15 protein-coding genes are annotated in these 14,441 nt (G+C 65.6%); 13 read left to right on the top strand and 2 right to left on the bottom strand.

Features of this window, described 5'->3' with window-relative positions; translation table 11 throughout:
- The first annotated feature begins 9 nt into the window (after positions 1-9).
- The 13 genes from J2S75_RS07550 (at position 10) to arsH (ending at position 10,835) form a co-directional block, all read left to right on the top strand.
- Positions 10-897, top strand: coding sequence for a metalloregulator ArsR/SmtB family transcription factor (locus tag J2S75_RS07550; protein WP_307019628.1), 888 nt, complete (start codon positions 10-12; stop codon positions 895-897).
- 88 nt (positions 898-985) lie between these two features.
- A complete protein-coding gene (gene phnD, locus J2S75_RS07555) occupies positions 986-1,960 on the top strand; it encodes a phosphate/phosphite/phosphonate ABC transporter substrate-binding protein (protein WP_307019212.1) in 975 nt (324 codons plus the stop codon).
- A 40-nt stretch (positions 1,961-2,000) separates the two neighbouring features.
- Positions 2,001-2,846, top strand: a complete 846-nt coding sequence (phnC, locus tag J2S75_RS07560; protein ID WP_307019213.1) for a phosphonate ABC transporter ATP-binding protein — start codon at positions 2,001-2,003, stop codon at positions 2,844-2,846.
- Complete coding sequence (gene phnE, locus J2S75_RS07565) at positions 2,846-3,649, top strand: phosphonate ABC transporter, permease protein PhnE (RefSeq protein WP_307019214.1); 804 nt, start codon at positions 2,846-2,848, stop codon at positions 3,647-3,649. The genes phnC and phnE (J2S75_RS07565) overlap by 1 nt, the downstream gene beginning before the upstream one ends.
- Positions 3,649-4,467, top strand: coding sequence for a phosphonate ABC transporter, permease protein PhnE (gene phnE / locus J2S75_RS07570; RefSeq protein WP_307019215.1), 819 nt, complete (start codon positions 3,649-3,651; stop codon positions 4,465-4,467). The genes phnE (J2S75_RS07565) and phnE (J2S75_RS07570) overlap by 1 nt, the downstream gene beginning before the upstream one ends.
- A gap of 109 nt (positions 4,468-4,576) precedes the next feature.
- Entirely contained in the window at positions 4,577-4,963 is a 387-nt protein-coding gene (locus J2S75_RS07575; protein WP_307019217.1) for an ArsR/SmtB family transcription factor, read from the top strand.
- A complete protein-coding gene (locus tag J2S75_RS07580) occupies positions 4,956-5,507 on the top strand; it encodes an arsenate reductase ArsC (RefSeq protein ID WP_307019218.1) in 552 nt (183 codons plus the stop codon). Before J2S75_RS07575 ends, J2S75_RS07580 begins: the two co-directional genes overlap by 8 nt.
- 10 nt (positions 5,508-5,517) lie before the next feature.
- Positions 5,518-5,943 (top strand): arsenate reductase (glutaredoxin), encoded by a 426-nt coding sequence (arsC, locus tag J2S75_RS07585; RefSeq protein ID WP_307019219.1) that lies wholly within the window; start codon positions 5,518-5,520, stop codon positions 5,941-5,943.
- 18 nt (positions 5,944-5,961) lie between these two features.
- Complete coding sequence (arsB, locus tag J2S75_RS07590) at positions 5,962-7,044, top strand: ACR3 family arsenite efflux transporter (RefSeq protein ID WP_307019221.1); 1,083 nt, start codon at positions 5,962-5,964, stop codon at positions 7,042-7,044.
- 89 nt (positions 7,045-7,133) lie between these two features.
- On the top strand, positions 7,134-7,451 hold the full coding sequence (locus J2S75_RS07595; protein ID WP_307019222.1) for an ArsR/SmtB family transcription factor: 318 nt from the start codon (positions 7,134-7,136) through the stop codon (positions 7,449-7,451).
- Between the two features lie 41 nt (positions 7,452-7,492).
- Complete coding sequence (locus tag J2S75_RS07600) at positions 7,493-8,830, top strand: NAD(P)-binding protein (RefSeq protein ID WP_307019223.1); 1,338 nt, start codon at positions 7,493-7,495, stop codon at positions 8,828-8,830.
- Positions 8,827-10,083, top strand: a complete 1,257-nt coding sequence (locus J2S75_RS07605) for an MFS transporter (RefSeq protein ID WP_307019224.1) — start codon at positions 8,827-8,829, stop codon at positions 10,081-10,083. Before J2S75_RS07600 ends, J2S75_RS07605 begins: the two co-directional genes overlap by 4 nt.
- Complete coding sequence (gene arsH, locus J2S75_RS07610; protein ID WP_307019225.1) at positions 10,083-10,835, top strand: arsenical resistance protein ArsH; 753 nt, start codon at positions 10,083-10,085, stop codon at positions 10,833-10,835. Before J2S75_RS07605 ends, arsH begins: the two co-directional genes overlap by 1 nt.
- 24 nt (positions 10,836-10,859) lie before the next feature.
- Here the strand turns inward: arsH and moaA are convergent, their stop codons facing one another.
- Together moaA and J2S75_RS07620 are read right to left on the bottom strand one after the other, a co-directional pair.
- Positions 10,860-11,852, bottom strand: a complete 993-nt coding sequence (gene moaA / locus J2S75_RS07615; RefSeq protein ID WP_370874107.1) for a GTP 3',8-cyclase MoaA — start codon at positions 11,850-11,852, stop codon at positions 10,860-10,862.
- 126 nt (positions 11,853-11,978) lie between these two features.
- Entirely contained in the window at positions 11,979-14,441 is a 2,463-nt protein-coding gene (locus tag J2S75_RS07620) for an arsenate reductase (azurin) large subunit (RefSeq protein ID WP_307019228.1), read from the bottom strand.

A 14,441-nucleotide genomic window follows, 5' to 3' on the forward strand; every position in this document is an offset into this window, starting at 1 on the left:
GACGTGGCGATGCAAAGTCAGGCAAAGGATGTGAAGCGGCTTCTGTCGGATGATGCCGTCGCGATATTCGAAGCGCTGGCTCAGCCGACCCGCCTCGACGCCTTCCGCCTGCTTCTGCGCTATGCCCCTTTTGGACTGAATGCAGGCGATGTAGCTCGCCTGCTGGCCGTGCCCCACAACACGATGTCGACACACCTCGCCCATTTGGAGAGGGCTGGATTGGTGGGGTCCCGCCGCGAAGGTCGATCGATCATTTACTCTGCCCGAACCGCGCGGGCGGGGTCGATTCTTGAGCTGTTCCTCAGCGAATTGCCTGCTCTGGCCGATCCAGGAGGGGGATTTCCGCGCCTTCGTCCCGGCGAGCCTATGGAGCGGTGCTATAATGTGCTGCTCGTTTGCTCGCACAACTCCGCGCGCTCGATAATGGCCGAGGCGGTGCTAAACCGGGAAGGGCGCGGGCGTTTCCGTGCCTTCTCCGCCGGCAGTGCGCCGCGCGGCACACCTCACCCAATGGCGCTCGATTTGCTGGGTTCGCTCGGCTATACGACCGACGATCTTCGTTCCAAGAGTTGGGACGAATTCGCCAGCCGTGCTGTCGAACCGATGGACTTCATCATCACCGTCTGTGATGCCGCCGCAGGCGAAAGCTGTCCATTGTTTCCGGGGCACCCACTTACCGCGCATTGGGGGCTCGCTGACCCTGCTGCCGCTGGCGGAACGGAAACGGAATTGCGGGCAGCGTTCATCAGCACGTACCGGCAGATCGCGGCCCGCATGTCGGCCTTCGTCAATCTGCCAATCGAGAGTCTCGATCTTGGCGGCCTCAAGTCGCGCCTCAGCGATATTTCGATCATGGAGGGGGCTACAGAGATGACGCTTGCCTCCCGCGCGGCATGAACGTGACGAGTTGTGATCCTTTTTGTGGTCAAACTGTCATAATACACAATTACTGACGTGATCAGCCAATGTTGCTCGGGAGAGATACATGTCACTGATCCGGCGTCTACTCAAAGTATCCAGCCTTTCCGTAGCGTTCGCGCTGGCGGGTCTCGGTCTTGCAAATGCCGAATTCAAGCTTGATCCGCGGTTTACCGATGCAAATGGCGACATGGTCGCGGATGCGCCGACGGATGCATCCAAGCAGATCGACCCCGACACACTCATTTTCGCTTATACGCCGGTCGAAGACCCGGCGGTCTACGCCAAGGTGTGGCAGGAATTCCTCGACCACCTCGCCAAGACCACCGGCAAGAAGGTGCAGTTCTTTCCGGTGCAGTCCAACGCCGCCCAGCTTGAAGCGATGCGCGCCGGCCGCCTTCACGTCGCCGGCTTCAACACGGGCTCGAACCCCATCGCGGTGGCGTGCGCGGGCTTCGTGCCCTTCACCATGATGGCCTCGAAGACCGGCGCCTTCGGCTATGAGATGGAAATCATCACCTATCCGGGCTCGGGCGTGACCAAGGTCGAGGACATCAAGGGCAAGAAGATGGCCTTTACCTCCGAGACCTCGAACTCCGGCTACAAGGCGCCGTCGGCGCTGCTGCGCACCGAATTCAAGCTTGAGGCCGGCAAGGATTTCGAGCCGGTGTTCTCCGGCAAGCACGACAACTCGATCCTCGGCGTGGCCAACAAGGACTATCCGGCGGCGGCGATCGCCAACTCCGTGATGAAGCGCATGGTCGCCCGCGGCGTCATCAAGCCGGAGCAGGTCGTCACCATCTACAAGTCGCAGACCTTCCCGACCACCGGCTATGGTTATGTCTACAACCTCAAGCCGGAACTGGCCGCCAAGGTGAAGGAAGCGTTCAGCACGTTCAATTGGGAAGGCTCGGCTCTGCTCAAGGAGTTCCAGACCTCTGAGCCGCCGCAGGAAGCCTTCATCCCGATCACCTTCAAGGACAACTGGGCGGTGATCCGGCAGATCGATAGCGCCATGGGCGTCAGCTACGAGTGCAAGTGAAGGAACTGAGCTAGATTAGCGACAAACGAGGTTTGTGAGCATGCTGCGACTCGAGGGCCTTTCCAAGCGCTATGCCAACGGCGACAGGGCTCTCGATCACATCGATCTGCATGTTCCCGCCGGTCAGGTCGTCGGCCTGATCGGCCCCTCGGGTGCCGGCAAATCAACGCTCATCCGCTGCGTCAACCGGCTCGTCGAGCCGAGCGAGGGCAAGATTTTCCTCGGCGACGTCGAACTCACCGCCCTGGGCCGGGCCGGCCTGCGCCAGGCCCGGCGCCGAATGGGCATGATTTTCCAGGAATACGCGCTGGTCGAGCGTCTCTCGGTGATGGAGAACGTGCTGTCCGGGCGCCTCGGCTATGTCGGCTTCTGGCGCGCCTGGTTCCGGCGCTTCCCGCAGGCGGACATCGACCGGGCCTTTGCCGTGCTCGATCGCGTGAGCCTGATGGACCATGTCGACAAGCGCGCCGACGAGCTTTCCGGCGGCCAGCGGCAGCGTGTCGGCATTGCCCGCGCGCTGGTGCAGGAGCCGGATATTCTTCTGGTGGACGAGCCGACAGCCAGCCTCGATCCCAAGACCTCGCGGCAGATCATGCGTCTCATCGTCGAGATCTGCGCCGAGCGGAATCTCGCCGCGATCGTCAACATCCACGACGTTGCCCTCGCCCAGATGTTCGTTCAGCGGATCGTCGGCCTGCGGGCCGGCCGCGTCGTGTTCGACGGCCCGCCCGAAAGCCTCGACCCCGCCGCGCTGACGGCGATCTATGGCGAGGAAGACTGGTCCAAGACCATGACGCGGGAGGAAGAGGCCGAGGATCGCGCGCATGAGGCGGCCTCCGAGCAGTTGCGCGGCGTGCGCGCACCGCTGATCGCGGAAGCGCTCTGATGGCCGATGCCGTTCGCCCGCGCCGCTGGCGCCCTGCGCCGCTGATCGCCAATCCCTGGCTGCGCCACGGCCTGACGCTGGGCGCGGCGATCTATCTGGCGCTAGCCCTGGGCACCGTCGATGTCAACTGGGCGCGCGTCGTCGACGGCCTGGATCGGGGCGCGCGCTTCATCGGCGGCTTCCTGCAGCCGAACTTCTCCTCACGCTGGGACGACATCGTTCAGGGCATGATCGAGAGCCTGACCATGACAGTGACATCCACCGTCGTCGGCATCGCCATTTCCATTCCTATCGGCATCGGCGCCGCCCGCAATATCGTGCCGCGGCCGGTCTATTATGTGTGCCGGTCAATCATCGCGGTTTCGCGCTCGCTGCAGGAGATCATCGTCGCGATCTTCCTCGTGGCCATGGTCGGCTTTGGCCCGTTCGCCGGCTTTCTCACCCTGTCCTTCGCCACCATCGGCTTTTTGTCGAAGCTGCTGGCCGAGGACATCGAGGATATCGACCCGGCCTCGGTGGAGGCCATTCGCGCCACTGGCTCGGGCTGGTTCTCCATGCTGTCCTACGGCGTGCTGCCGCAAGTCATGCCGCGGCTGATCGGCCTGTCGCTGTACCGTCTCGACATCAATTTCCGCGAGTCGGCGGTGGTCGGTATTGTCGGCGCCGGCGGCATCGGCGCGACGCTGAATACCGCGATCGACCGCTACGAGTTCGACAGCGCGGCGGCGATCCTGCTGCTCATCATCGGCATCGTGATGGTCAGCGAATACACGTCGAGCATCATTCGCAAAAGGGTGCAGTGATGGCCGTCCAACAACTCGCCAATGGGCGCTTCGCCTGGCAGCGGCGGACGGCCAGGGCCGAATGGCTGAACTGGCTGGCCTGGCTGGCCGGCGTCGCCCTCACCGTCTTCTGCTGGCGGGTGATGACGGAAAGCACGATCTGGGACTATGTCTGGGACGCGCCGACGCAGGCCGCCGACATTGGCGGGCGCATGGTGCCGCCGCGCTGGAGCTACTTTCCCAACATCCTCAAGCCGCTCTGGGACACGCTGAACATTGCCACGCTTGGTACCTTGCTGGCCGTGTTCATCTCGGTGCCGATCGCGTTTCTGGCGGCCCGCAACACTACGCCGAGCGTCGCCTTCGTGCGGCCGGTGGCGATCCTGGTCATCGTCTCGTCGCGTTCGATCAACGCCATCATCTGGGCGCTGCTGCTGGTGTCCATTCTCGGCCCAGGCATTCTCGCCGGCATCATCGCCATCGCGCTGCGCTCCATCGGCTTCATCGGCAAGCTGCTCTATGAGGCGATCGAGGAAATCGACGCCAAGCAGGTCGAGGCGATCAGCGCAACCGGCGCCTCCGGCCCGCAGACGCTGGCCTACGCGATCGTCCCGCAGATCATGCCGGCCTTCGCCGGCATCACCGTTTTCCGCTGGGACATCAACATCCGCGAATCCACCGTTCTCGGCCTGGTAGGTGCGGGCGGCATAGGGCTCAATCTGGAGAGTTCGCTCAACACGCTGGCTTGGCCCCAAGTGACGCTGATCCTCCTAGTCATATTGGGCACCGTCGTCATCAGCGAATGGATTTCGGCCCGCATCCGCCACGCCATCATCTGAGGCGAACGAACAGGACGAGCGCATCGCCATCCGCCGCGAACCGGAGGATCGACCATAGTCGCGCATGACAATACTTGATACTCGTCCATATATCGGCTATCGTCGACATATGGACACTGATAACGCCCTTGCCGCCTTCGCCGCGCTCGCCCAGCCCACCCGGCTGGATGTGTTTCGCCTGCTCGTCGCCCATGAGCCGGAAGGCATGCCGGCGGGCGAGGTGGCGCGTCGGCTCGACGTGCCGCACAACACGCTCTCCACCCATCTCGGCATTCTCGCCCGGGCGGGGCTGATCGAGGCCGAGCGGCAGAGCCGGCTCATCCTCTATCGCGCCCGCCTCGACGCGGTGCGCGACCTCGCTGGCTTCATCCTGAAGGATTGCTGCGGCGGCAAGCCCGAGATCTGTGCCCCTTTGATCGCCGATCTCCAGCCCTGCTGTCCCGCCGCAGGACCGACCACAGACAACCCTGCCGCCAAGGAGGCGCGCCATGTCTGATCTCTCGCCCGGCCAGAACGCCGGCCACATCTACAACGTGCTGTTTCTCTGCACCGGCAATTCCGCCCGCTCGATCCTGGCGGAATCCATCCTCGCCAAGGACGGGCACGGGCGTTTCCGCGCCTTCTCCGCCGGCAGCCAGCCCAAGGGAGCGGTGAACCCGCTGGCACTGGCGACGCTGCGCAGCCTCGACTATCCCACGGACGGCCTGCGTTCGAAAAGCTGGGGCGAATTCGCCGCGCCCGACGCGCCGGTCATGGATTTCGTCTTCACCGTCTGCGACGGCGCGGCGGGCGAGACCTGCCCGGTCTGGCCGGGCCAGCCGATGACCGCCCATTGGGGCATCGAGGATCCCGCTGCCATCGAGGGGACCGATCTCGAGCGCGAAGCCGCCTTCGCCCGCACCTTCCGCTATCTCAAGAACCGCATCGCCGCCTTCGCCGCCCTGCCGATCCGCAGCCTCGACAGCATGACGCTCGGGGCGAAGCTCCACGAGATCGGCCGCAGCGAGGGGGCGACCCAGCCCCGGCGCGATGTGGCGTGAGGAGGCCCCAATGACCGACGTCACCCTCTACCACAACCCCGCCTGCGGCACCTCACGCAACGTGCTCGGCCTGATCCGCAATGCCGGCCTTGAGCCGGTGGTGATCGAATATCTCAAGACCCCGCCGAGCCGCGAGGAACTCGTCTCGCTCATCGACCGCATGGGGATCAGCGTGCGCGACCTCCTCCGCGAGAAGGGCACGCCCTATGCCGAGCTCGGCCTCGGCGACCCCGCGCTCAGCGACGACGCCCTTCTCGACGCGATGATGGCGCACCCGATCCTCATCAACCGTCCCATCGTCGTCACCCCGCGCGGCGTGAAGCTGTGCCGCCCCTCCGAGGTGGTGCTCGACCTGCTCGACGACCCGCAGCGCGGCGAATTCCGCAAGGAAGACGGCGCGCTGGTCATCGACGCCCACGGCAACCGCGCCGCCTGAACGAGAACCGGAAACCCCATGTCCCAGACTCTGGCGCTCACGCCCCGGCCCGCCGCGCGGCTGTCCTTCCTCGACCGCTACCTCACCGTGTGGATCTTCGCGGCGATGGCGCTGGGCGTCGTCCTCGGCACGGTGTTCACCGGCCTGCCGGAGGCGCTGAACACGCTCTCGGTCGGTTCCACCAACGTCCCGATCGCCATCGGGCTGATCCTGATGATGTACCCGCCGCTCGCCAAGGTGCGCTACGAGGAACTGCACCTTGTCTTCGCCGACAAGCGGGTGCTGGTGCTGTCGCTGGTGCAGAACTGGCTGATCGGTCCGGCGCTGATGTTCGCGCTGGCCGTCATCTTCCTGCGCGACTACCCGGAATATATGACCGGGCTGATCCTTATCGGCTTGGCGCGCTGCATCGCCATGGTGCTGGTGTGGAACCAGCTCGCCTGCGGCGACAACCAGTATGTCGCCGGGCTGGTGGCGTTCAACTCGATCTTCCAGATCCTGTTCTTCTCAACCTATGCCTGGCTGTTCCTCACCGTGCTGCCGCCGTTGTTCGGGCTGGAGGGCAGCATCATTGATGTCAGCTTCTGGACCATCACCGAGGCGGTGCTTATCTATCTCGGCATTCCCTTCCTCGCCGGCTTCCTCACCCGCCGCGTGCTGATCGCCCGCAAGGGACCGGACTGGTACGCCAATGTGTTCCTGCCGAGGATCAGCCCGATCACGCTCGGCGCGCTTTTGTTCACCATCGTCGCCATGTTCAGCCTGAAGGGGGGCGATCTCGTGCGCCTGCCGATGGACGCGGTGATCATCGCCATTCCGCTGACGATCTATTTCGTCGTCCAGTTCCTCATCAGCTTCGCCATGGGCAAGCTGATCGAGGCGGATTATCCGCGTACAACCGCCATCGCCTTCACCGCCGCGGGGAACAATTTCGAGCTCGCCATCGCGGTCGCCATCGCCGCCTTCGGCCTCGCCTCGCCCGTCGCCTTCGCCGCCGTCATCGGGCCGCTGGTCGAGGTGCCGGTGCTGATCCTGCTCGTGCATGTCGCCCTGCGGCTCGGCAAATGGTGGTTTCCGAGGACGGCGCCGGGCGGCCGTTAAGGACCACCGGGGACGGCGCAGCGAGACTTATTCGATAGATGTCGAAATAGGGCTTGACCGCCGGCCGCAGGGGCCCCTAATTTATTTCCATGAATCTCGAACAAGCCTCCCGCCAGCTTGAAGCGCTCGGCAATCCGACCCGCCTGCAGCTCTATCGGACGCTGGTACGGGCGGGGCCTGCCGGCCTGCCGGTCGGCGGCCTGCAGGAGCGGATCGGCATCGCCGCCTCGACGCTGTCGCATCATCTCAAGCGTCTCGTCGAGACGGGGCTGGTGACGCAGGAGCGGCAGGCGACGACCCTCATCTGCCGCGCGCATTACCCCGCCATGGACGCGCTGATCGGCTATCTCGCCGACGAATGCTGCGCCGATGCCGGATGCGTGGCGGTCGCCGCCGCTGCGAGCTGAATTTCTTAACCTCTATTTCCATCATACCGGAAGGATAGAAGATGGAACCCGCATCGACGCCTGACCTTCCGATCGGCATAATTGGTGCGGGCCCTGTAGGGCTGGCCGCAGCCGCCCATGCGATGCGGCGCGGGATCACGCCACTGATCTTCGAGCGCGGCCCAACCGTCGCGAGCGCGCTGCGCAGCTGGGCACATGTGCGGGTCTTCACGCCGTGGAAATACAATGTCGACGCCGCCGCACGCGGCTTGCTGCTGGAGCAGGGCTGGCGGGAGCCGAATCCCGACGCCCTGCCCACCGGCGCCGAGATTGTTCGCGACTATCTGGAGCCGCTGGCGCGCCATCCCGCCATCGCACCGCATCTGCGCTGCGCGGCCGAGGTGCGCACCATCGCTCGCACCGGCCTCGACAAGCTTACCACCGCCGGTCGGGAGAATGCCCCGTTCCAGATCGTCTGGCGCGGGTCGGATGGTGCCGAGCAGCGCACCGAGGTTCGCGCGGTGCTGGACGCGTCCGGGACCTGGGGCCAGCCGAACCCTCTCGGCGTCGACGGCCTCATGGTGCCCGGGGAACGCGAGGCGCAGGACCGCATCGCCTACGGCATTCCCGATATTCTGGGGTCTGCGCGCGCGGACTATGCCGGCCGGCGCGTCCTAGTTGCCGGCAGCGGCCATTCCGCCATCAATGCCGTGCTCGACCTGCTCCGCCTGCAGGAAGAGGCGACGGAGACGCGCATCGTCTGGGCGTTGCGCCGCAGCGGATTGGACAAGCTCCTCGGCGGCGGTCTTGAGGACAAGCTGGCGGAGCGCGGGGCGCTTGGGCTCGCCGCGCAGCGCGCGATCGAGACCGGCCGCCTCGACGTGCTCTCGCCCTTCGCCACGGAGCGGCTGGAGCGGACGGGCGAAGCCCTCTCTCTCACGGCGCGCGTGGCCGGCCGCACGCAGAGCCTCGCTGTCGACCGGATCATTGTCGCGACGGGCTCCCGGCCCGATCTGACGCTGTTCCGTGAATTGCGGGCCGCACTCGATCCCGTCGTCGAGGCACCGTTGGCGCTCGCGCCGCTGATCGACCCCAATCTGCACTCCTGCGGGACCGTGCCTCCGCATGGGGCGATGGAGCTGGCGCATCCGGAAACCGGCTTCTACATCGTCGGCTCGAAAGCCTACGGACGAGCGCCGACCTTCCTGATGATGACCGGCTATGAGCAGGTCCGCTCGGTCATCGCCGAGATCGCCGGCGACCATGCGGCCGCGCGCGACGTGCAGCTGGTGCTGCCCGAAACCGGCGTGTGCAGCACCGCACCGCTGGAAACCGAGGCTGCCTGTTGCGGGCCCGCACCCGCTGCCGCGCCTGCCGCCTGCTGTGGAGCCCGTGCTTGAGCGACAATGTTCTTGCCTCCGGCGCCGGGGAGCACCGCCCACCCGGCGCGCGCAGCCTGTTCGTCACCGGCCTCGGCATCGGCCAGGTCTGTTCGTGGGGCTCGCTCTATTACAGCTTCCCGCTGATCGCCGAGGCGATGGGGCGGGACCTCGGCTGGTCGAAAACCATGCTCTATGGCGCCGCGACGCTCGGCCTCGCTTTGGCGGGATTGGCCGCCTATCCCGTCGGCGCGGCCATCGACCGCGGCCATGGTCGCGCGATCATGACCATTGGCTCGGTGCTGGCCGGGCTGCTGCTGGTGCTGTGGTCGCAGGTGGAGAGCCTCGCTCTGTTCTATGTCGCGGTGGCCGGTATCGGCGCGCTGCAGGCGGCGACGCTGTACGATCCCGCCTTCGCCGTCGTTGCCCGGCGCTCCGGCCCGTCGCATGCGCGGGCCGGCATCACCGCGCTCACTTTGTGGGGCGGCTTCGCCTCCACCGTGTTCATCCCGCTGGTGCAGCTTCTGCTCGACACGGTCGGCTGGCGCGACGCGCTCATGGTACTGGCGGCGATCAACATCCTCGTCTGCGCCTTCTGCTACTGGTCGGTGATCGACCCGGACGCCGATGCGCCGGCGCGTCCCGCCGCCAGCGGCCGGCCGGCGCTGAGCGGGCGGGCGGCGGTGGCCTGGGCGGCGCGCCAGCCGGTGTTCTGGGCGCTGGCGGTGGCTTTCACCGCCTATTCCGCCGCCTTCTCGGCCTTCACCTTCCACCTCTACCCGCTGCTGGTGGAGAAGGGGTTCGAGGTGTCGTCCGTGGTCGCGGCCATGACATTGATCGGCCCGGCGCAGGTGGCGGGGCGCATCGCCATCTGGGTGTTCGCGCCGCGCGCCCCGGTACGGGTGATCGGCTCGCTCACCGTGGCGGTGTTTCCGCTGGCGCTGGTGGCGCTCGACCTGCTGCCGCCGAGCTTCCTGCTCATCGCCCTGGTCGCTTTGTTCTATGGCGGCGCCAACGGCATCACCACCATCGTGCGCGGGCTCTCCGTGCCGGAGATGCTGACGCGGGAGGCCTATGGCGCGGTGAACGGGGCGATGTCGGCGCCGAGCACCGTCTCGCGTGCGCTCGCCCCGCTCGGCGCGGCGCTGATCTGGTCGGCCTCCGGCTCCTATGACGCGGTCCTGCTGAGCATCATCCTCCTGACGGTCATCGTGGCCGCCGGCTTCTGGCTCGCCGCCTTCCTGTCGCGCCGCGCACGGTTCGAGGTTTCCTGATGACAACTGACGATTTCACCGAGGCGCTGGACCCCGCCCATTTCGACCGGCCGAATGCCGACAAGCTGGCGCCGGCCGCGCCGCTGACGCATCCCCCGCGCATCCTGCTGCTCTACGGTTCGCTGCGCGCGCGGTCCTATAGCCGGCTGCTGGTCGAGGAGGCCGCGCGCCTGCTCACCGCCATGGGCGCGGAAACGCGCATCTTCGATCCGCGCGGCCTGCCGCTGCCGGACGCGGAGCCGGCCGACCATCCCAAGGTCGTGGAACTGCGCACCCTGTCGGAATGGTCGGAGGGCCAAGTCTGGTGCAGCCCGGAGCGGCACGGCACCATCACAGGCGTGTTCAAGTGCCAGATCGACTGGCTGCCGCTGGAATATCGCGGCATTCGCCCGACGCAGGGGCGCACGCTGGCGGTGATGCAGGTTTCGGGCGGCTCGCAATCCTTCAATGCGGTGAACACGCTGCGCGTGCTCGGTCGCTGGATGCGGATGATCACCATCCCCAACCAGTCCTCGGTCGCCAAGGCCTTCGAGGAATTCGACGAGACCGGGCGGATGAAGCCGTCTTCCTATTACGACCGCGTCGTCGACGTGATGGAAGAGCTGATGAAGTTCACCCTGCTCACCCGCGAGCGCCGGGACTATTTCACCAGCCGCTACAGCGAGCGTCGCGAGGCGTCGCTCAAGGCGGCGGTCGCTGAGGCCGCGGATCTCTCGGCAATCGCAATGGCGGAAACCGGCACACAGCGATGACGTGGCACTCGGCGGTTTTCCTCTTCAGCCGCCGGTAACGCTCATGTGCCGGCGCAGTGCGGGCGGGCGGCCGGGACGGTCGATCACGAAATCGTGGCCCTTCGGCTTGCGGAAGATCGCGTCATCAAGCGCCGTGTGCAGCGTCTCGTCGCTCTCCGAGGCGCGGAGCGGCGTGCGCAGGTCGGCCGCGTCGTCCTGACCGAGGCACATATAGAGCGTGCCGGTGCAGGTGACGCGCACCCGGTTGCAGCCCTCGCAGAAATTATGCGTCAGCGGGGTGATGAAGCCGAGCCGCCCGCCGGTCTCCTTGATCGAGACATAGCGCGCCGGGCCGCCGGTGCGGAACGGGATATCCTCCAGTGTCCAGCGTTCAGCGAGGCGCGCCCGCACGGTGGAAAGCGGCAGATATTGGTCGAGGCGCTCGGCCCCGGTCTCGCCCAACGGCATGACCTCGATGAGCGAGACGTCCATGCCGCGCCCATGCGCCCATTCGATGAGGGCGGGGATTTCCGCCTCATTGCCGGCCAGCGCGACGGCGTTGAGCTTCACATGGATGCCGGCATTCTGCGCCGCGTCGATGCCGGCGAGCACCTTGGAGAGGTCGCCCCAGCGGGTGAGGGCGCGGAACTTCGCCGGGTCCAGCGTGTCGAGCGAGACATTAATGCGCTTGACGCCGCAGGCGGCGAGATCGCCGGCGAAACGGGCGAGCTGCGAGCCATTGGTGGTGAGGGTGAGTTCTTCCAGCGCGCCCGAATCGAGATGACGCGAGAGCGAGCGGAACAGCGTCATCACGTCCCGGCGCACCAGCGGCTCGCCGCCGGTGAGGCGCAGCTTCTTCACCCCGCGCACGACGAAGGCGGAGCACAGGCGGTCCAGCTCCTCCAGCGTCAGCAATTCCGGCTTCGGCAGGAAGGTCATGTGCTCCGCCATGCAGTACACACAGCGGAAGTCGCAGCGGTCGGTGACGGAGACGCGCAGATAGGTGACGGCGCGGCCGAACGTGTCGATGAGTGGCATGCGCGTAACGAGGCGCTCCGCGCTGGTGACGGAGGAAACTCGGACATTCATCAGGGGACTCCAGAAAGCCGCTGCAGCTCAAGGCAGGAAGATGGGCCGCCGCCTGGGGGCGGCGGCCCATTGCCGTCAGGAGATGTATTCCTTCGACTTGAAGGTGAGGTGCTGCACCGATTTCGGGGCATCAGCGATCTTGCGGATACTGCCCCAAGTCTGCTTGTAGTTGGGAATGACGAACTCGTTGACACCCGCCGAGACGACATTGCCCTGCACGCCGGTGGGATAGCCGAACAGCATGAAGGCCTGCTTCGGTTTGGCCGTCGGCGTCGGATAGGCCATGGCCTGTGTCGAGCCGTTGTCATTGTAGACTTCGACGAGGTCGCCGTTTTTCAATCCGAGATCGGCCATGTCCTTCGGGTTCATTTCGATGAACGGGTAAGGCCAGCGGTCCATGACGAACTCGTTCTCGACATCGAGATAGGCGCTCTGCCAGACCAGATTGGCCCGTCCATTGTTGATCAGGAAGGGGTATTTGTCCTTCTCGGCCTGCTTGCCGGGTGCTTCCAGACCACGCCACTGCGTGGCGGCGAACACCGCCTTGCCGTCCGGCTTGTTGAACTTGCCGTCCGCGAACAGCCGCTTGGTGCCGACAATCTTTCCATCCTGAACGCCTGTCGCCGGTTCCTGGAAGCCGTTGGTTCCCATGGCCCGCAGCAGGTCGTAGGTGACGAACTCGCCGCCTTTCTCATGTCCGTGATAGCCATCCATGAAGGCGTCTTCCTCAGTCTTCCAGTCGAAGCCGGAGAACTTCGTCGCTATGTCCGCCTTGCCCATCTCGCCGAGCACGCGCTGCATGTGGTTTGCAATCCGTGCCGCGATCAGGCAGTCGGGCATGGCGGCGCCGGGCGGGTCCATGTAGCGCTCGGTGAGCCGCATCCGCCGTTCGCCATTCATCGAGGTGAGGTTCATCTCACCTGAGGTGGCCGCCGGCAGCATGACGTGAGCGGCTTCGCCGACCTTGGTCGGCACGATATCAACGTCGACCGAGAACAGTCCCCCCTTGCGGATCGCGTCCATGATGGCTGCGACCATGGCCGGCCGATCGCCGTATGGAACGGCGTTCATGGCGTCCTTCACGAGGTCCGTGCGCTTCTTGTAGACCCGCTTGAACTCCATGGCGTTCAGCGTCGTCTTGTAGTGGTCGCAGCCCCATATGTGGTGGACGCCGCCCTTGCCCTCGATCAGCAGTTTGTCGACATAGGCGGCGGGACGTCCGACATGGGCGTCTGAGGGACGGGAATAGCCCTCCTGATGGCCGCCCATGCGCACGCAGCCACCGCCCGGACGGCCGATATTGCCGGTCGCCAGAGCGAGATTCACCAGCGACTGGTTGGTGCGGTAATTGTCGTTGCCCCAGATGAGGCCCTTCTCATAGGCGAACATGGCGCGGCGACGCGCGCCTCCCGCCTTGGGCTCGGCGATCCAAGTGATCGCCTTGACGATGTCCGCCTCGGACAGGCCGGTGATCTTCGCCGCCTCGGCAATTGATACCTTGTTGGCCGCGACCGCCTTCTCGAAGTCCTTGGTCGAGGCGCCGATGAAGGCCTTGTCGATCCAGCCCTTCTCCGCCGCATAAGTGAACCAGGCATTGAACAGCGCAAGGTCGGTGCCGGAGTTGAGCGCGAGATGCAGCACATTTTCTTTGCCTGCTTCCACTTCGCAGGCATTGACCGTCACCGTGCGGCGAGGATCGACGATGACGACCCGGCCCTGGGCCACCGGCTCGTCGCCGAACTCCGCCTTTTTCTTGTCGAGCGAGGTGCCGCGCAGGTTCGGCACCCAGTGGTTCAGGAAGTAATTCGTCTGGGTTTCCAGCGCATTGGTTCCGACAGCGACGATGGTGTCGGCGAGCTGCGCATCCTCGTAGCAATTGTTCAGTTCGCCCACGCCCATGTCGCGCGAGCCGTGGACCTCGGAATTATAGGCCGGGCGGTTGTGGATGCGGATGTTCTTGACCTTCATCGCCCCGAAATAGAGCTTGCCGGTGCCCCAGGTGTTCTCATAGCCGCCGCCGGCGCCACCATGGTCGAAAGCGGAAACGAACAGCCCGTCCTCGCCCTGCTCGGCGATCACAGCGGCCGTCACCCGGGCGACGAGGTCTAGCGCGTCGTCCCAACTGGTCGGCTGCAGCTGGCCGTAGCGCCAGACCAGCGGGTCGGTCAGGCGCTGAAGCTGCGTGTTGCGCTGGCGCGAATAGCTCATCTCCGCGATGCGCGCACCGCGCACCGAGCCGAGCCCGGAGTTCACGCTGCAGTCCTGATCCGGTTTGATGACGATATGCACGTCACGGCCGTCCTGGCGGACGAGATTGTACATGGACGGCGCGTACCAGGCGGGCGTGTCCGCGCCCTGCTGCTCGGCGAGATCGACGCCGAACTTGTTGTCGGCGGGGGCGGTCCCGCCTTCATAGCGGGCGTCCCAGCTATAAGCTTTGTAGCCGCAGCCGACGATGCAGTAGTGGCAGACGACGTTGTGGACCTTGGCGTTGGCCGGGACGATAGGCAGCCGGCCGATCTGGCGCTTGTAAGCCAT

The organism is Ancylobacter polymorphus (genome assembly GCF_030813495.1).
GTDB lineage: Bacteria > Pseudomonadota > Alphaproteobacteria > Rhizobiales > Xanthobacteraceae > Ancylobacter > Ancylobacter polymorphus.